Consider the following 17,471-nt stretch of genomic DNA (forward strand, 5'->3'; position numbering starts at 1 on the left):
AGTAGAGAAATACGAAATCGCAGGGAACGCAGCGTGTGGTCGGAACTCCAGGGACGCGTGAGCAATCGGCTGGCCCGGCATTTCCGCGCCGCGCCGCACCGGTTGCCTGCGCGCGCGCCGATGGTGAGCTTCACCTTCGACGATGCCCCCGATAGCGCCGCAGGCGAAGGTGCCGAGCTCCTGGAGCAGCATGACGGCCGCGGCACGTTCTACCTCTCCGGCAGCCTGATCGATCAGCCGTCGGACCATTGGCATGGGCTGTCGAATGACGCGATCGTGCGGCTTCACCGGACCGGTCACGAGATTGCCTGCCACACGTTCTCACATCAGTGCGCGGTCGATCTCGACGCGGCCGCCATGGCCCGCGAGATCGAGCGAAACCGCAACTATTTCCGCAGCATCAATTCCTCGATCGTGCTGCAGAACTTCGCCTATCCGTATGGCCTCGCCTCGGTCTGGCGCAAGCCGCAGCTTACAAGGGCCTATCGCTCGGCGCGCGGCATCCTTCCCGGCGTTAACAGCGACGTCATCGACCTCCAGTTCCTGCGCGCGTCGCCTTTGATCGATTGCGAGATCGATCTGGCTGGCATCGATCGCTATTTCGATGAGGCGATCGAAAGCGGCGGCTGGCTGATCTTCTACGGCCACGACGTCGCCAACGCGCCGAGCCCCTTTGGCTGCACGCCGCAATTGATGCGCCATGCGCTGAAGGCGGCCCGGAAACGCAACATGCCGATCGTAACGGTCGCGGAAGCTTTGCGACGGATCGGGGTGTAGCTGCCCTCTTCCTTCTCCCCTTGCGGGAGAAGGTGGCGCGAAGCGTCGGATGAGGGGTTGTCTCAGCATAGTAGGCTCTATCGAGTTCGCGGATAGAACCCCTCACCCGCCGAGCCTCGCTCGGCACCCTCTCCCGCAAGGGGAGAGGGAAGACTGCCTTTGCCCCGCAAACGGCCTTGCCACGCCCGCGCGGTCATGCGACTGGCCTTGTAACGAATCTCACGGCCTTGTTCCCGACACGCCCATGTCCTCCCCTTCCACCGCTCCACTGCCAGCGCCGGCCAACGGCCGCGATGCGTTGTCGGTGCTGCATTCGGTGTTCGGACTGCCGGGGTTCCGCGGCGCGCAGGGCGAGATCATCCGGCACGTGACGGATGGCGGCAATTGTCTGGTGCTGATGCCGACGGGCGGCGGCAAGTCGCTCTGCTATCAGCTCCCCTCACTGCTGCGCGAGGGCTGCGGCATCGTGGTCTCGCCGCTGATCGCGCTGATGCGCGACCAGGTCGCCGGCCTGATCGAAGCCGGTGTCAACGCGGCCGCGCTGAACTCGTCGCTGAATCCGCAGGAGGCCTCGGAGGTGGAGCGCCGCCTGATCGCAGGCGATCTCGACCTGCTCTATGTTGCGCCGGAACGGCTGGTGACGCCGCGCTGCCTGTCGATGCTGGCGCAGGCGAAGGTGGCGCTGTTCGCGATCGACGAAGCCCATTGCGTCTCGCAATGGGGCCACGATTTCCGGCCCGAATATGTTGGTCTGTCCATCATCGCCGAGCGCTTTCCCGACGTCCCGCGCATCGCGCTGACCGCGACCGCCGACGATCTGACGCGCAAGGAGATCGTCGAGCGGCTTGAGTTGACGGGCGCCCCGCAATTCGTCTCCAGCTTCGACCGGCCCAACATCCGCTACGAGATCGTCGACAAGCGCAATGCGGTGTCGCAGCTGAAGGAATTCATCCGCGAGCGCCACATGGGCGATGCCGGCGTGGTCTATTGCCTGTCCCGCAACCGCGTCGAGGAGGTCGCCGCCGCGCTTCAAGACGCCGGCATTGCTGCGCTGCCCTATCATGCCGGCCTCGATAGCAGCGTGCGTTCGCGGAACCAGGACCGCTTCCTCAACGAGGACGGCATCGTCATCGTCGCGACCATCGCGTTCGGCATGGGCATCGACAAGCCCGACGTGCGCTTCGTCGCCCATCTCGATCTGCCGAAGAGCATCGAGGCCTATTATCAGGAGACGGGACGCGCCGGCCGCGACGGCAAGCCGTCGGCCGCCTGGATGGCCTATGGCCTCTCGGACATCGTGCAGCAGCGCCGCATGATCGACGAATCCAACGCGTCCGACGATTTCAAGCGGGTCTCGATCGGCAAGCTCAACGCGCTGGTCGGCCTCGCCGAAACGCCGCATTGCCGGCGCGGTCGGCTGCTCGCCTATTTCGGCGAGATCGTGATGGGCGAGAGTTGCGGCAATTGCGACAACTGCCTGACGCCGCCAAAGATGCGCGACGGCAAGGTGCTGGCGCAGAAGCTGCTGTCCTGCGTCTACCGCACCGGCCAGCGCTTCGGCGCGATGCACCTGATCGACGTGCTGGTCGGACGCCTGACCGAGAAGGTGACGCAGTTCGGCCACGACAAACTTTCGGTGTTCGGCATCGGCCGCGAGCTCAACGAAAAGCAGTGGCGCACGGTGCTGCGGCAATTGGTGGCAATGGGGCATTTGCAGAGCGACAGCGAAGCATTCGGCGCGCTGAAGCTGACGGATTCTTCGCGCGGCGTGCTGCGCGGCGAAACGGAGGTGTGGCTGCGCGAGGAAGCGCCCGGCACCCGCATCCGTTCGAGCCGGGCCAAATCGCGCCGCGGCGACCTCGCGCCCGCGGCGAGCGCGCCGCAAGGCGATGTCGATCCCGAATTGCGCGCACGGTTGCGCTCCTGGCGTTCCGACGTCGCCCGCGAGCGCGGCGTGCCCGCCTATGTCGTGCTGCACGATGCCACCATCGACGGCATCGTCCGGGCCTGGCCGACGACGCTGGACGAACTCCGCAACGTGCCCGGCATCGGCGACAAGAAGCTCGAGCATTACGGCGACGAGCTGCTGCAGATCATCAGGACGAGGTAGGGCGCGCGCCCTATCCCCGATCGTCATCCCGGACAAGCGCGTCTAAAGCGCGCGCAGATCCGGGATCCATACCGCGTGATTTGTCGATTGCCTTCGGTAGCAGTACCGAACTTCGAGTGTTCGCCAAACGAGGCGCGGTGGTTATGGGTCCCGGCCTTCGCCGGGACGACAGCTGTGTATGAGGCGGGAGCTGAGTGCCTCACCCATTCCGGAACGCGTACGCATACCCGTTCAGCGCAGGCGCGCCGCCGAGATGGGCGTAGAGGATCTTCGCGCCCTTCTCGAAATAGCCTTTCTTCGCAAGATCGATCAGGCCCTGCATCGACTTGCCCTCGTAGACGGGGTCGGTGATCATGCCTTCGAGGCGCGCGGTGAGGCGGATCGCTTCCTTGGTCTCTTCCGACGGCACGCCATAGGCGGGATAGGCGTAGTCCTCGATCAGCACGACGTCATCAGTGACGAGTTCCTTGCCGAGCTCGACGAGCTTTGCCGTGTTCTGCGCGATCTCGAGCACCTGGGCCTTCGTCTGGCTAGGGGTGAACGATGCATCGATGCCGATCACCTTGCGGGCGCGGCCGTCGGCGGCGAAGCCGACCAGCATGCCGGCATGGGTCGAGCCGGTGACGGTGCAGACGACGATGTAGTCGAACTTGAAGCCGAGCTCTTTCTCCTGCCTGCGGACTTCCTCGGCGAAGCCGACATAGCCGAGGCCGCCGAATTTGTGCACGGAGGCGCCGGCGGGAATCGCGTAAGGCTTGCCGCCCGCCGCCTTCACTTCCTCGATCGCCTGCTCCCAGCTCTTGCGGATGCCGATGTCGAAGCCGTCATCGACCAGGCGCACGTCGGCGCCCATGATGCGCGAGAGCATGATGTTGCCGACGCGGTCATAGACCGCGTCCTCGTGCGGCACCCAGGCTTCCTGCACCAGACGGCACTTCATGCTGAGCTTGGCGGCGACCGCCGCGATCATGCGGGTGTGGTTGGACTGCACGCCGCCGATCGACACCAGCGTGTCGGCGTTGGACGCGATCGCGTCCGGAATGATGTATTCGAGCTTGCGCAGCTTGTTGCCGCCATAGGCAAGGCCGGAATTGCAGTCCTCGCGCTTGGCATAGACCTCGACCTGGCCGCCGAGATGTTTTGACAGCCGCTCCAGCTTCTCGATCGGTGTCGGGCCGAAGGTGAGCGGGTAGCGCGCGAATTTTTCCAGCATCATGGGTCATCCCGATTGGCGTTGAGCTGGCCGCAGCAACTAGCACTTGCGGCAGGAAATGTGCTCTCAAATGCGACGGCAATGTTGCGACATAGCTTGCGTAGTTGACGCTTAGAGCATCTAATCATTCCAGAATTCCGATTGGAAATGAAAGTTTCTTCCATGTCCGCCCGGCTCGACCGTATCGACCTTAAGATCTTGCGATTGCTGCAGAATAACGGCCGGCTCAGCAACGCCGAGCTGGCCGAAACCGTCGCGATCAGCCCCGCCACCTGCCATCGCCGCACCCAGCGCCTGTTCGAGGACGGCTTCATTGCGACTGTGCGCGCCATGGTGGCGCCGAAGAAGGTGGCGAAGGGCACACTGGTAATGGTCGGCGTTGTGCTCGACCGCTCGACCCCGGAGAGTTTTGCCACTTTCGAGCAGGCGATCGCTAAATTGAAGTTCGTGCTCGACTGCCACCTCGTCGCCGGCGATTTCGACTATTTCCTCAAGATCCGCGTCGGTGACATGGAGGATTTCAACCGCATCCACGGCGAGCAGCTCATCGCGCTGCCCGGCGTGCGCCAGACCCGCACCTTCTTCGTGATGAAGGAAGTCGTCGACAACGCGCCGCTCGAATTCTGAGCGGGCCCGTCACGGCAACTTCACTTGCCTTGCTCGTGCCTGCAGGCGAGCCTCGCATCTACTCAACGAGGAGATCCCCGCCGTGCGCCTTCCCATTCTCGATCCCAAGGATCTGACCGACGAACAGAAGCCGCTCTATGACGACATGCGAGCCGGCATCAAGGACCACTTCAAGGGTTTTGTGAACATGCGCGAGGACGGCGCGCTGCTCGGCCCCTGGAATCCCTGGATCCGCGAGCCGCGCTTCGGCAAGCCGGTGTGGGAGCTGGTCAAGGCGATCGCGTCGAACCCGCTGCTGCCGGCGCCGGTGCGCGAGGTCGCCATCCTCGTCACCGGCTCGCATTTCCGCTCCGGCTACGAGCTCTATGCCCATGTGCTGGTCGCCGAGCGGCGCGGACTGTCCGACGAGAAGCTCGCGACCATCGTCGCCGGACAGCGGCCGGTCGATCTCACCAGGCAGGAGGCCGTCGCCTATGACGTGGCGTCAGCGCTGGTCGGCGGCGGCGTTCTGCCGGAATTGACTTGGCGCGCCGCCGTGAAGGAGTTTGGCGAGCACGGCGCGGCCGAACTCTCCTACCTCGTCGGCGTTTACTGCATGGTCTCGGTCACGCTCAACACGTTCGACGTGCCGGTGCCGGACTAGCTTGCCACATTTGCGCTTCTGGACCGGGCGGAAGTGGAGCGCTACCTTGTCGCACGCATTCGCCGCTCACGATCGCAAGCGCAAAAGAAACAGGACAGGGCAACAGGAAATGACAGCCATGAAAACGTCACGCCGCATCTTGCTCACTGGACTGGCGGGGCTCGTCGTCGCCCCGACCGCAGCGGTAGCCACCGCGCCGCAGCTTGCCACGGACGACGCCACCGTTGCCGAAGAGCGCTTTGCGCGCATGATTGCAGCAGCTCATGCGCCTGACCTTGCTTGTGCGCGCCAGGCCGAGCGCTATGCGGACGCGCATTGGCCTGAATACGTGACCGCGGCGCGCGCGGTGATCGGCGCCAGGGTGTGACGCTGCTTTCTTCGTCCACAACGGGATGAGGGGAAAGACCTCACCTCGCGACCGCGCGCCTGACCTGCTCGCCGATCTGCGATAGCACGAGCTGCGCCTGCGGCAGGATCGCGCCCATGGCGTGGAAATTGTGGACCATGCCGTCGTGGCAGACATGCTCGACGACGACGCCCGCGGCGAGCAGCTTGCGGGCATAGGCATTGCCTTCGTCGCGCATCGGATCGAACTCGGCGGTGTGGATGATCGCCGTCGGCAGGCCTGTGAGCCGCGTCGCGCGCAGGGGCGAGACGCGGGGATCGGCGGCATCCAGGCCGCCCGGCAGATAGTCGGCGAGATCGGCTTCGATGGTGGCGCGATCGATCAAATGACCCTCGGCGAATTCCTCGCGCGAAGGCGAGGTCTCTTCGAAATCCAGCACCGGGCAGATCAGGCATTGCGCGACGATGGAGGGGCCTGCGTTCTGAACCGCCTCCTGGCACACGATCGCAGCCAGCGTGGCGCCGGCAAAGTCGCCGCCGACCACCAGCCGTTCGGCATCGATGCCGAGTGTTGGTGCTTCGCGCGCGACCCATTCGGTAGCGGCGATCGCATCGTCGACGGCGGCGGGAAATTTGTGCTCGGGCGCGAGCCGGTAGTCGACCGAGACAAGGCGGCAGCCGGTCGCATGCGCCAGCGCCGCCGCGATGCGGTCATGCGTGGCAATGCTGCCGGCGACGAGGCCGCCGCCGTGAAAGAACACGAAGCCCGGCGCGCGTTCACCGGCGCTTGCGGGCGCATAGAGGCGATAGGGCAGCTCGCCGCCAGGGCCGGGCAGCGTGCCGTCGGACGTCGTCACATCCGGTGCTTCTGCGCGCGCGAACTGCATCAGCTTGGCCAGCGACTGCCGCCGTGCCTCCACGCTCGGCCGGCTTCGTGCCTGCGGCGCGGCGGCAGCCATCATGGTCAACAAGCGCTTTGCGAGTGGATCGAGCGGCATGCGATTTTCCTTCTCCCCTTGTGGGAGAAGGTGGCGCGAAGCGCCGGATGAGGGGTCCGTATCCGCATAGAACCTCTATCGAGTTCGCGGACGAGACCCCTCACCCGGCTTCGCGTGCCGCGAAGCCACCCTCTCCCACAAGGGGACAGGGTAACTTACCCAATCTCCGCAGCAAATCGTTTAGAAATTGGGACAATAGTGCCCGGATATTTCCAAGGGGAGGCCGGTCATGGCCGAGATCAAGAAGCCGATCGAATATTCGCCGAGCTGGACCTTCTTCGAGGGCAAATGGCACGACGGCAACGTGCCGATCATGGGGCCGCGCACCCATGCGGCCTGGCTCGGCTCGATCGTGTTCGACGGCGCGCGCGCGTTCGAGGGTGTGGCGCCCGATCTCGACCGCCACGTCGCCCGCGCCAATCAATCGGCGGTCAATTTTGGCCTCAAGCCGGTGGTCGATACCGACACCTGGCTCACGCTCGCGCGCGAGGGCATTGCGCGCTTTGCGGCCAATGCCGAACTCTACATCCGTCCGATGTATTGGGCGCAGAACGGCTCGGGCGGCGGCGTGCTGTTCGACCCCGAGACCACCAATTGGTGCCTGTGCATCTACGAGGCGCCGATGCCAAAACCCGTCGGCAACGCCATCACGCTGTCGCCGTTCCGCAGGCCCACCGCCGAATGCGCCCCGGTCGAGGCCAAGGCCGCCTGCCTCTATCCGAACAATTCGCGCGCGTTGGCGGAAGCCGCCTCGCGCGGCTTTCAGAACGCGTTGATGCTCGACATGCTCGGCAACGTCGCCGAGTTCGGCAATTCCAACGTGTTCATGGCCAAGGACGGCGTGGTCTACACGCCGGTGCCCAACGGCACGTTCCTCAACGGCATCACGCGCCAGCGCGTCATCAGCCTGCTTCGCGGCGACGGCATCACCGTGGTCGAGAAGACGCTGCGCTATGCCGATTTCCTCGCCGCCGACGAGATCTTTTCATCCGGCAATTTCGCCAAGGTCGCGCCCGTGATCCGAATCGACGAGCGCGAGTTGAAGCCGGGTCCGTTCTACGCCCGGGCGCGAAAACTCTATTGGGATTTTGCGCATGCGGTGAAGCTGGCGGCTTGAGCTGCGAGCTCCGTCATTGCGAGCGCTTTCGCGCCACTCACTCCGCTGTCATCGCCCGGCTTGACCGGGCGATCCAGTATTCCAGAGACGGAAGTGATTGATCGAGAGGCCGCGGCGTACTGGATGCCCCGGTCAAGCCGGGGCATGACAGCGACCTTTAGTTGCGCTTTTGAAACCGGCTGAACTGAAACGCCTGCGTCGAATCCCACGGCGTGTGATGCGTCTCGCGGCGCGCTTCGATTAGCTCGAACTCCGCCCCCAACTCCGCCAAAAGGCTCGCGCTGTCATGGCGCTGCACCGGCAAACCGCTGCATTTCTCCGGGCCGTTGGGCGCGAACGTCGCGATGATGACGTGACCGCCGGGCGCAAGTGCTGACCGCAGGCGCTCGACATAGGCGGCTCTGTCGCGGGGATCGGTCAGGAAGTGAAACGCCGCGCGATCGTGCCATAGACCGTATGTCTTTGCCGGGCGCCAAGTCGTGGCGTCGGCAACGATCCAGTCGACCGTTGACGCGGCTGCGCCGAGTCGCTTCTTCGCTACGTCAAGCGCGTTGGCAGAGAGATCCAGCACGGCGATATCGCGATGTCCGTCCTGCAACAGAGCATCGACGAGCCGCGATGCGCCGCCGCCAATGTCGATGATGGCGGCCTCGGGGTCTAGGTTGGCTGCTCTGATCATCGCGAGCGAGGTCGTCGGGCTGCTCTGAAACCAGCTCACCTCGGCCTCGCCCTTGGTGGCGTAGACGTTGTCCCAATGCGCGCTTCGGTCGGACATGGCGGCATGCCTCTCCAGCGTCGTCCTGGCGAAAGTCCAGGACCCGTTATCACCACTCGATGTTGTGGTCGCAATTTGCGGCCTCAGCCCGCATCAACAACCACCGCCTCGGAGTATGGGTCCTGGCCTTCGCCAGGACGACATTGGGAAGCAGTCGGTCAAGGCGTCCGATCGTCCGCCCGTGGCACGGCGGGTTGGCGCCAATGAGAGGACCTACTCGTCCTTCTTCGACATCCGCTCGAGGCGTTCCTGCATTTCCTTCATCTGCTGGCGCAGATCGTCGATGTTGCTGTCCTTCGGCGCCTCGGCATTTGCATCGGGCTCCGGCTCCGCGCCGGCCGCCGGGCGAGGCGCGGCGAAGGGCTTGAACATCGAGAAGGTCTGCTGGAATAGCTCCATGTTGCGGCGGACCTGCTCCTCGAGCGGAGCAAAGGGTGTGCCGGACAGCGTGTTGGCGATCTGCTTACGGAACTTCTCCTGCTCCTGGGTCAGGGTCGCGATCGACTGTTCCAGATATTTCGGCACCACCATCTGCATGCTGTCGCCGTAGAAGCGGATGAGCTGGCGCAGGAAGGTGGTCGGCAGCAGGTTCTGGCCGGCCTTGTTCTCCTGCTCGAAGATGATCTGGGCGAGCACGGAGCGGGTGATGTCGTCGCCGGTCTTGGCGTCGTAGACCAGGAAATCTTCGCCGTCCTTGACCATGGCGGCGAGGTCCTCGAGCGTCACATAAGTGCTCGTTCCGGTATTATAGAGCCGGCGGTTCGCGTATTTCTTGATGGTGGTGGGTTGGTCTGATTTCGCCATGGGCTCTCACTTGCAAGCGCGGAGAACAGGAACCCGACGGGCAATGCCGCAGGGCGGGAAGAGTACGCAACGCAACAAAATAAGCATTTTCAAAGGGGTCACGCTACCGTTTTGTGCGCCACGGTTAATCGGGCAGCAAAAACGTGCTTGCGAAAGCGCCAAGAACACTATTTTGAATGCGCTGCGGCATGAATTCGGTCTCCGGCCGATTGACATGCCGCAACGACGTTAACAGGATGCCGTCCGAGACTGGCGAGCCGTTTTCCCAGCCCCGCCTGCCCCCAATCAACCTCAGGAGATGCCCATGTCAGACGATGTCGTCATCGTCAGCGCCGCCCGCACCCCGGTCGGAAGCTTCAACGGAGCGTTCGCGACCCTTCCCGCCCATGATCTCGGCGCCATCGCCATCAAGGCGGCGCTGGAGCGCGGTGGCATCGAGCCCGGCCGCGTCTCGGAAGTCATCATGGGTCAGATTCTGACCGCCGCTCAGGGCCAGAACCCAGCCCGCCAAGCCTCGATCGGTGCCGGCATTCCGGTGGAGAGCCCGGCCTGGGGCGTCAACCAGCTCTGCGGCTCCGGCCTGCGCACCGTCGCGCTCGGCTACCAGGCGCTGCTCAACGGCGATTCCGAGATCGTGGTCGCCGGCGGACAGGAGTCCATGAGCATGGCCCCGCATGCCCAGCACCTGCGCGGCGGCGTCAAGATGGGCGGCCTCGAATTGGTCGACACCATGATCAAGGACGGCCTGTGGGATGCCTTCAACGGCTATCACATGGGCAACACCGCCGAGAACGTCGCGCGCCAGTGGCAGATCACCCGCGCCCAGCAGGACGAGTTCGCGGTCGCCTCGCAGCAGAAGGCCGAGGCCGCGCAGAAGGCCGGCAGGTTCAACGACGAGATCGTTCCCGTCACCATCAAGACCCGCAAGGGCGACGTCGTCGTCAGCGCCGACGAATATCCGCGCCATGGCGCGACGCTCGACGGGATGGCCAAGCTCAAGCCGGCCTTCGAGAAGGACGGCACGGTCACCGCGGGTTCGGCTTCCGGCATCAATGACGGCGCTGCCGCCGTAGTGCTCATGACCGCGAAGCAGGCCGCCAAGGAAGGCAAGAAGCCGCTTGCGCGCATCGTGTCCTGGGCGCAGGCCGGCGTCGATCCGAAGATCATGGGCTCGGGCCCGATCCCGGCTTCGCGCGCCGCGCTGAAGAAGGCCGGCTGGAGTGTCGGCGATCTCGACCTGATCGAGGCCAACGAAGCTTTCGCGGCGCAGGCCTGCGCCGTCAACAAGGACCTCGGCTGGGACACCTCCAAGGTCAACGTCAATGGCGGCGCGATTGCGATCGGCCATCCGATCGGTGCATCCGGCGCGCGCGTGCTGGTGACGCTGCTGCATGAAATGCAGAAGCGCGATTCGAAGAAGGGTCTCGCCACGCTGTGCATCGGCGGCGGCATGGGCATCGCGATGTGTCTGGCACGTGACTGAGGAAGCCTGACACGTAACTTACGCGTCATTTGCGCGTGCGCTGCACACATCAGTGAGTGCGTTGCACGCGACTAAAAAGGCGGCGGTTGCAAATCAAATATTCTTCGCAACTGCGCACGCCTCGACTAAAGAGAAACGCCCGGCTCAATGCCGGGCGTTTTGTTCTTGATGTCCGTCAAACGTCCCGCATAATCCGCAGTTAAAAAACGATCGCGTCAGAAACGTCCGAAGAGTCCAAGGGAAGGAATACGATATGGCACGTGTTGCATTGGTCACGGGTGGTACGCGGGGCATCGGTGCTGCGATCAGCAAGGCGCTGAAGGCGGCCGGCTACAAGGTTGCGGCGAGCTATGCCGGCAATGATGCTGCAGCGGAGAAGTTCAAGGCCGAGACCGGCATCGCGGTCTACAAATGGGACGTCAGCAGTTTCGATGCCTGCGCCGAGGGCGTGAAGAAGGTCGAGGCCGAGGTCGGCCCGATCGACGTGCTCGTCAACAACGCCGGCATCACCAAGGACGGCGCCTTCCACAAGATGAGCCTCGAGCAATGGAACGCCGTGATCGGCACCAATCTCGGCTCGCTGTTCAACATGTCGCGCCAGGTGATCGAAGGCATGCGCGGGCGCAAGTTCGGCCGCATCATCAACATCTCCTCGATCAACGGACAGAAGGGCCAGTTCGGCCAGGTGAACTATTCTGCGGCGAAAGCCGGCGAGATCGGCTTCACCAAGGCCTTGGCGCTGGAGAACGCCAAGGGCGGCGTCACCGTGAACGCGATTTGCCCCGGCTACATCAACACCGAGATGGTGCAGGCGGTGCCGAAGGACGTGCTGGAAAAGGCGATCCTGCCGCTGATCCCGATCGGCCGTCTCGGCGAGCCCGAGGAGATCGCACGCGCCGTCGTGTTCCTCGCCGCCGATGAGGCCGGCGCCATCACCGGCTCGACGCTGACCGTCAACGGCGGCCAGTACATGGTGTGATGCGTCGGCATCACGCGGACTGATATTGGCAACATCGCCATGCCCGGGCTTGTCCCGGGCATTTGTCCATGCACTGTCATTTCCGGGGCGCCGCGACAGCGGCGAACCCGGAATCTCGAGATTCCGGGTCCGGCGCGACGCGCCATCCCGGAATGACGAGGCCTTTCACAATGATTCCCCGCACCGCGACGCTGATCGGATTGACCGCGATCCTGATGTGGTCGCTGCTCTCAGTGATGACGGTGGCGACCGGAAAGATCCCGGCATTCCAGCTCGCCGCGATGACATTCGCGATCGGCGGTCTCGTCGGCCTGCTCACCTGGATCGGCCGCCGCGAGGCGGCGAACAGCCTGCGCCAGCCGCTCGTCGTCTGGGTCGTCGGCGTTGGCGGCTTGTTCGGCTATCACGCGCTCTATTTCCTCGCGCTGCGCTTCGCGCCGCCGGCTGAAGCCGGCCTCTTGAACTATCTCTGGCCGCTGCTGATCGTGCTGTTCTCGTCCTTCCTGCCGGGCGAGCGGCTGTTCCTGCATCACATCATCGGCGCCGTGCTCGGTCTCGTCGGCACCGTGCTGCTGTTTGCCGGCAATAGCAGCGGCTTTGCGTCGGGAGCGGTGCCGGGACTGGTCGCGGCTTTCATCGCCGCTTTCGTTTGGGCGAGTTATTCGGTGCTGTCGCGACGATTGAAGACGGTGCCGACCGATGCGGTCGCCGGATTCTGCCTCGCGACCGCGGCGCTCGCCGCGCTGATGCATGCCGCGCTCGAGACCACCGTCTGGCCGGAGACCACGCTGCAATGGCTTTCCGTGGTCGCGCTCGGCATCGGTCCCGTCGGTGCTGCCTTCTACGCCTGGGACATCGGCATGAAGCGCGGTGACATCCGCGTGCTCGGCGCCGCCTCCTACGCGACGCCGCTGCTCTCCACCGGCTTCCTCATCGCTGCGGGCTTTGCAAAGGCCAGCGCCAACATCGCCGTCGCCGCAATCCTGATCGCCGGCGGCGGCCTGATCGCGGCGAAGGACATGGTGCTGCGGAAGCGCTGATTGTCATTCCGGGGCGCGCGAAGCGCGAACCCGGTATCCATTTATCCGCGTCATTGGTGCCGAGATGGATTCTCTGATGCGCAACTGCGCATCATAGTTCGCCGGTTGCGCGGCGCCCCGGAATGACTGTGTGGAGCTACGGCTCCCAGCCCTGTGGCGCGAGCTCGAAGGTCGCGAACTCGAACGCGGGCGCGACGGTGCAGCCGACCAGGGTCCACTCGCCCGTCGTCTCCGCCATCTGCCAGGCATTTGCCGGCACGATCGCCTGCGGCCGCTGGCCGCTGACGAGGTCCGTGCCGAGCTGCACCTCGTGCTGGGAGCAGCCGCCGTCATGCGCGATGCGCAGCGTCAGCGGGCTGCCGGCGTAATAGTGCCAAGTCTCGACCGCATCGATGCGATGCCAATGCGAGCGCTCGCCGCGCGCGAGCAGGAAGTAGATCGAGGTTGAGCGCGAGCGTCCTTGCGCGTCGGTCGCCTGGTCGCGAAACGTCTCGCGGTAGTGCCCGCCTTCAGGATGCGGTCGGAGCTCGAGGCGGGCGATGATCTCGGCTGCGGTCGGCATCGGTCCCCGTCAGGACTTGTTCTTCAAGATTTGTTCTTGCGCTCGCGCAGCTCGCCGAACACCGCGGCGGCATCCGCGCCCTTCATGTGCAGCCTGGCGGCGACCGAGGGCTCGTCGGCGCGCAGGAACACGTTTGCACGCTTCTCGTCGCCGAGCAGTACGGGAATGGTCGGTTTGTTCTCGGCCCGCAGCTTGGCGACCTCCGCCGCGCGGGCCTGGAGCGCCGCATTGTCAGGGTCGACGGTCAGCGCGAATTTGACGTTGGATGCCGTGTATTCGTGGCCGCAATAGAGCTTGAAGTCGTCGGGCAGGGCCCGCAGCTTCAACAGCGAATCCCACATCATCGGATAGGTGCCTTCGAACACGCGGCCGCAGCCGATCGAGAACAGCGTGTCGGCGGCGAATACGGTCTTCTCATTGTCGAACACGTAGGAGACGTGGTCGAGCGTGTGGCCGGGCGTCTCCACGACGCGCGCCAGCAGGTTGCCGATCTTCACCACGTCGGCATTGGCGACGCGCAAATCGACGTTGGCAATCTTCGTGGTCTTGTCATGCGGCGCGACGACGCGGCAATTGAATTTCTGCTTGAGTTCGGCGACCCCGCCGACATGATCGCCGTGATGATGGGTGATCAGGATGTCGGTGAGTTGCCAGCCCTCGCGCTCCAACGCCTTGAGGATGGGACCTGCCTCCGGGGCATCGATCGACGCCGTCGCCTTGGTTTCCACATCGTGGATCAGATAACCGAAATTGTCGTTTAAACAGGTGAAAGTACGAATTTCGGCGGCCATGACATCTCCATCGGGCTCAGCCCCGCCAGACAAATATGGCGTTAACGTTGCGCAGGCAATGCAATATTCCGCGCGCGGCGGCGGCCTTACGCATGTTACATTGCCGTCATGACCATCGACGTCGTCGACCTCCGCGAGTTCTATTCCCGCCGCCTCGGGATCGTGGCGCGGCAAATGATCAATCGCGGCATCAGGCAGCGCTGGCCGGGCGCCGAGGGTCAGCGCGTGCTCGGCATCGGCTACCCCACGCCCTATCTCGGACTGTTCCGCGAGGATGCCGAGCGCTGCATCGCGTTCATGCCGGCGGCCCAGGGCGTCCTGAAATGGCCGACCGGGCGGCCCGCGCTGGCCTCGCTGGTCGACGAGTTCTCGCTGCCGCTTCCTGACGCCGCGGTCGACCGCATTCTGCTGGTCCACGCGCTGGAGATGTCGGACGATCCGGCTGCGCTGCTGCGCGAAGTATGGCGCGTGCTGGCGCCGTCCGGTCGCGTCATCGCGGTGATCCCGAATCGGCGTGGGGTATGGACGCGCACCGACAGCACGCCGTTCGGCCATGGCCGGCCCTATTCGCGCTCGCAGATCACCGAGCTGCTGCGCCAGACCTGGTTCACGCCGACGGCCTGGGCGAGGCGCTGTTCATGCCGCCTTACGCCGGCGGCTGGGTATTGAAATCGGCGCAGATGTGGGAGCGCGCCGGTGCGGCGCTGTCACTGCCCTTTGCGGGCGTGCACATCGTCGAAGCCACCAAGCAGGTCTACCGCGCCATCCCCGCCAAGCGCGAGCGGGCACGGCTGATTTCCCTCGTTGGCGAAGCCCGTGCTGGTGCCGTCCTCGACGACGGTGACACGGAGCTGAGCCATCGGCGTTGCCGCGAAGACGGAGCGCTCCCTCTCCCGCTTGCGGGAGAGGGGTGGGGAGAGGGTGCCTCCGCAGAGAGATTTGCCAAGAGGAGAGAGCCCTCACCCGGCGCTTCGCGCCGACCTCTCCCGCAAGCGGGAGAGGTGCAACTCAGCCAACGCGCATCGCCAAAAACAAATCGTCCCGGCGTGGCCGGGACGATGCAGTTCACGAAATCGGAAGAAGCTTACTCGCCGGTCGCGAGATCGTCGCTGGACGCGACCGGGGCGGCTTCGCGCTCGGGGCGCGGGCCATGCGGCCGGCGGCGCCGCCGCGGATAGCGCTCGCCACCGCCGCCACCACCCTCGAAGCCGCCCTGGCCGCCATTCGCGCCGACATTCACTTGCGGCTGCGCGCCGGTGATGAAGGAGGGCAGGCGATCGACGCTGCCGGCATCGGAGATGACGGGCTGCGGCTGATTCTGCGGCTGCGGCTGATATTGCGGTTGCGGACGATGCTCGCGTTCGCGGTGCTCGCGCGGCTGCTGCTGATCGCGCTGATAGGGCTGCTGGTTGTCGCGCGGCTGATGATCGCGCTGATGGTGATCACGCTGGCCATCGCGGTCGCGCATGAAAGGCTGCTGCGGCGGCTGCGGGACGAAGCCCGGCTCCTGGCCGAAGGCCGAGAAATTCTCGCCATCGTCCTCGCTGTCGTCGCTGCTGGCGATGGGCTCGTCACCGCGCGGCTGCCGCTGGTTCTGGCGGAACTGCTCCTGGGCGGCCGCAATCAGGCGGAAATAATGCTCGGCATGCTGGTAGTAGTTCTCGGCCGCAACGGGATCGCCGGAGGAGCGCGCATCGCGCGCCAGCTGAAGATATTTTTCAGCGATGTGCGAAGCCGTGCCGCGGATCTTGATGTCGGGCCCGTTGGACTCGAAGACCCGGGTCATCGGGTTCTGGCCGCGCCGGTTGTTGTTGTTATTGTTGTTGCGGTTGCGCATCCGCTGCTTGTTCTGACCGTTTCTCATGTCCTGCCTTTAATTCCAGCCCTAAAGGTTGCACGCATTACTGATTGCTCGGAGTGACCTGGTGACAGCGGTTCACGATTCTCGCACGCACCGCGTGCAAGAGCAGCCTGAACCCTGCCGATGTTCGTCGACCGTCGCGTTCAACAAAGACGCGTTCCCCACCCGCCAGCATTCATTGCCAGCGAACCCATTCATATCGCCTGCCGAAACAGGCCCAGCTTTCTTGCGTAAGTCTTCAAGCGCAATAGGCTTTCGTTCACGTTGCGGTCGGAGAGCAGCGCAGCTCCACTGGCCATCGCGCTCAACAGGACCTGCGGCTTGGAACCTATAATAAGTAAAGCTCTCGCCCGAGAGCCCGGCTTTCGCCCGTAGGTCTACGGGGCCGGCACCGATGTGTTGACCGAAACGTAGTCGTTCCCACGCGATATTCCAAGAGGTTTTTACAGGCCAATCCGGCTTTTATGGGGGCATTTTTCGGGCCGAAACGGCCCGCGGAATGCCCGCCAGATCGGCCTTGGGTGGCCTGTCCGGCACTAACGCGGCAGCCGCCATCAAGGTTTCAATATTTCGGGCCTGGCCCTGTCCGGCCTCGACGATCAGCGCGCCCCCGGGGGCGAGGCGTTCGCTCGCCTGCGGGATCAGGGCGCGATAGGCGTCGTATCCGTCATTGCCACCGTCGAGTGCCAGATGCGGATCGTGCTCGCGCACCTCGATGCTCAATTTCGGGATTTCGGCCGAGGGAATATAGGGCGGGTTCGACACGATGAGATCGAACGGGCCCGAGAGCGCCGCCGCATAGGAGCAGGCGACGAAGGCGGCGCGGTCGGCGAGGCCGAGAGCCCTGGCATTGTCCCTGGCCGTGACGAGCGCGGTCAGGCTGAGGTCGGTGCCGACGCCGAAGGCATCAGGAATTTCGTGCAGCAGCGCAAGCAGGATCGCGCCGGATCCGGTGCCGACGTCGGCGATGCGGGGTGGATGAGATGCCTTCTGCTCGCGAAGGATTTCGAGTGCGAGCTCGACCACGGTCTCGGTATCGGGACGCGGGACCAGGGTCGCTTCGGACAGGCGAAATGGCAGCCCCCAGAATTCGCGTGTGCCGAGAATGCGCGCCACCGGCTCGCCGGCGATGCGACGCTGTAGGTGCTGTGCGAGCCGCGACGCCTCGGCTTCCGTGAGGGGGCGGGCGGCCTGCGCGATCAGGCCAGTGAGGTCGAGGCCGAGTGCCGCGCCAAGCAGGATGCGGGCATCGAGCTCGGCTTCGTCGAGCTGGGCCGATCTCAATTGCGTGGCCAGCGTGCGCCGCACGCTCTCGATCGATCGTCCGGTGAAGGGATTGCTCACGC

The 17,471-nt window shown here is 64.7% G+C and carries 17 protein-coding genes and 1 pseudogene; 10 read left to right on the plus strand and 8 right to left on the minus strand.

The genetic code is table 11. The annotated features are described in order from the left end of the window. Positions 1–33: 33 nt before the first annotated feature. Both ACSKB8_RS10770 and recQ read left to right on the plus strand, forming a co-directional pair. Positions 34–777, plus strand: a complete 744-nt coding sequence (locus tag ACSKB8_RS10770; protein WP_438103993.1) for a polysaccharide deacetylase family protein — start codon at positions 34–36, stop codon at positions 775–777. Positions 778–1,021: 244 nt separating this feature from the next. Beyond that, complete coding sequence (recQ, locus tag ACSKB8_RS10775) at positions 1,022–2,887, plus strand: DNA helicase RecQ (RefSeq protein ID WP_438103995.1); 1,866 nt, start codon at positions 1,022–1,024, stop codon at positions 2,885–2,887. A gap of 199 nt (positions 2,888–3,086) precedes the next feature. Here the strand turns inward: recQ and ACSKB8_RS10780 are convergent, their stop codons facing one another. Further along, a complete protein-coding gene (locus ACSKB8_RS10780; protein ID WP_438110489.1) occupies positions 3,087–4,100 on the minus strand; it encodes a 1-aminocyclopropane-1-carboxylate deaminase in 1,014 nt (337 codons plus the stop codon). Positions 4,101–4,262: 162 nt separating this feature from the next. Here ACSKB8_RS10780 and ACSKB8_RS10785 point away from each other — a divergent pair, with 162 nt between their 5' ends. The 3 genes from ACSKB8_RS10785 (at position 4,263) to ACSKB8_RS10795 (ending at position 5,737) form a co-directional block, all read left to right on the plus strand. Further along, positions 4,263–4,727 (plus strand): Lrp/AsnC family transcriptional regulator, encoded by a 465-nt coding sequence (locus ACSKB8_RS10785; RefSeq protein ID WP_091893785.1) that lies wholly within the window; start codon positions 4,263–4,265, stop codon positions 4,725–4,727. Positions 4,728–4,809: 82 nt separating this feature from the next. Continuing rightward, positions 4,810–5,370, plus strand: a complete 561-nt coding sequence (locus ACSKB8_RS10790; RefSeq protein WP_438103996.1) for a carboxymuconolactone decarboxylase family protein — start codon at positions 4,810–4,812, stop codon at positions 5,368–5,370. A gap of 118 nt (positions 5,371–5,488) precedes the next feature. After that, on the plus strand, positions 5,489–5,737 hold the full coding sequence (locus ACSKB8_RS10795) for a hypothetical protein (RefSeq protein WP_438110491.1): 249 nt from the start codon (positions 5,489–5,491) through the stop codon (positions 5,735–5,737). Positions 5,738–5,777: 40 nt separating this feature from the next. On the opposite strand, the gene ACSKB8_RS10800 is transcribed toward ACSKB8_RS10795, so the two are convergent. Next, on the minus strand, positions 5,778–6,713 hold the full coding sequence (locus ACSKB8_RS10800) for an alpha/beta hydrolase (RefSeq protein WP_438103998.1): 936 nt from the start codon (positions 6,711–6,713) through the stop codon (positions 5,778–5,780). A gap of 229 nt (positions 6,714–6,942) precedes the next feature. On the opposite strand from ACSKB8_RS10800, the gene ACSKB8_RS10805 reads away from it, so the two are divergent. After that, on the plus strand, positions 6,943–7,830 hold the full coding sequence (locus ACSKB8_RS10805; protein WP_438104000.1) for a branched-chain amino acid aminotransferase: 888 nt from the start codon (positions 6,943–6,945) through the stop codon (positions 7,828–7,830). A gap of 157 nt (positions 7,831–7,987) precedes the next feature. Here ACSKB8_RS10805 and ACSKB8_RS10810 read toward each other — a convergent pair whose 3' ends face one another. Both ACSKB8_RS10810 and phaR read right to left on the minus strand, forming a co-directional pair. Then, a complete protein-coding gene (locus ACSKB8_RS10810) occupies positions 7,988–8,605 on the minus strand; it encodes a class I SAM-dependent methyltransferase (protein WP_438104001.1) in 618 nt (205 codons plus the stop codon). 213 nt (positions 8,606–8,818) lie between these two features. Beyond that, on the minus strand, positions 8,819–9,409 hold the full coding sequence (phaR, locus tag ACSKB8_RS10815; RefSeq protein ID WP_091893773.1) for a polyhydroxyalkanoate synthesis repressor PhaR: 591 nt from the start codon (positions 9,407–9,409) through the stop codon (positions 8,819–8,821). A gap of 304 nt (positions 9,410–9,713) precedes the next feature. On the opposite strand from phaR, the gene ACSKB8_RS10820 reads away from it, so the two are divergent. The 3 genes from ACSKB8_RS10820 (at position 9,714) to yddG (ending at position 12,911) form a co-directional block, all read left to right on the plus strand. Further along, positions 9,714–10,892, plus strand: a complete 1,179-nt coding sequence (locus ACSKB8_RS10820; protein ID WP_091893771.1) for an acetyl-CoA C-acetyltransferase — start codon at positions 9,714–9,716, stop codon at positions 10,890–10,892. A gap of 253 nt (positions 10,893–11,145) precedes the next feature. Further along, entirely contained in the window at positions 11,146–11,871 is a 726-nt protein-coding gene (gene phbB / locus ACSKB8_RS10825; protein ID WP_091893769.1) for an acetoacetyl-CoA reductase, read from the plus strand. 170 nt (positions 11,872–12,041) lie between these two features. Further along, the gene (yddG, locus tag ACSKB8_RS10830) at positions 12,042–12,911 is read left to right on the plus strand and encodes an aromatic amino acid exporter YddG (RefSeq protein WP_438104004.1); all 870 of its coding nucleotides are present in this window, start codon (positions 12,042–12,044) and stop codon (positions 12,909–12,911) included. A gap of 136 nt (positions 12,912–13,047) precedes the next feature. Here the strand turns inward: yddG and ACSKB8_RS10835 are convergent, their stop codons facing one another. Then, entirely contained in the window at positions 13,048–13,473 is a 426-nt protein-coding gene (locus ACSKB8_RS10835; protein ID WP_438104006.1) for a cupin domain-containing protein, read from the minus strand. A gap of 23 nt (positions 13,474–13,496) precedes the next feature. Then, the gene (gloB, locus tag ACSKB8_RS10840; protein ID WP_370990106.1) at positions 13,497–14,264 is read right to left on the minus strand and encodes a hydroxyacylglutathione hydrolase; all 768 of its coding nucleotides are present in this window, start codon (positions 14,262–14,264) and stop codon (positions 13,497–13,499) included. A gap of 108 nt (positions 14,265–14,372) precedes the next feature. Between gloB and ACSKB8_RS10845 the strand changes: the two are divergent. Next, positions 14,373–15,119, plus strand: a pseudogene (locus ACSKB8_RS10845) (class I SAM-dependent methyltransferase). A 229-nt stretch (positions 15,120–15,348) separates the two neighbouring features. On the opposite strand, the gene ACSKB8_RS10850 reads toward ACSKB8_RS10845, so the two are convergent. Then, positions 15,349–16,128 (minus strand): DUF4167 domain-containing protein, encoded by a 780-nt coding sequence (locus tag ACSKB8_RS10850; protein WP_438104008.1) that lies wholly within the window; start codon positions 16,126–16,128, stop codon positions 15,349–15,351. 459 nt (positions 16,129–16,587) lie between these two features. Next, on the minus strand, positions 16,588–17,469 hold the full coding sequence (prmC, locus tag ACSKB8_RS10855) for a peptide chain release factor N(5)-glutamine methyltransferase (RefSeq protein WP_438104010.1): 882 nt from the start codon (positions 17,467–17,469) through the stop codon (positions 16,588–16,590). Positions 17,470–17,471 lie beyond the last annotated feature (2 nt).

Source organism: Bradyrhizobium sp. BR 1432, assembly GCF_051547705.1.
GTDB lineage: Bacteria > Pseudomonadota > Alphaproteobacteria > Rhizobiales > Xanthobacteraceae > Bradyrhizobium > Bradyrhizobium zhanjiangense.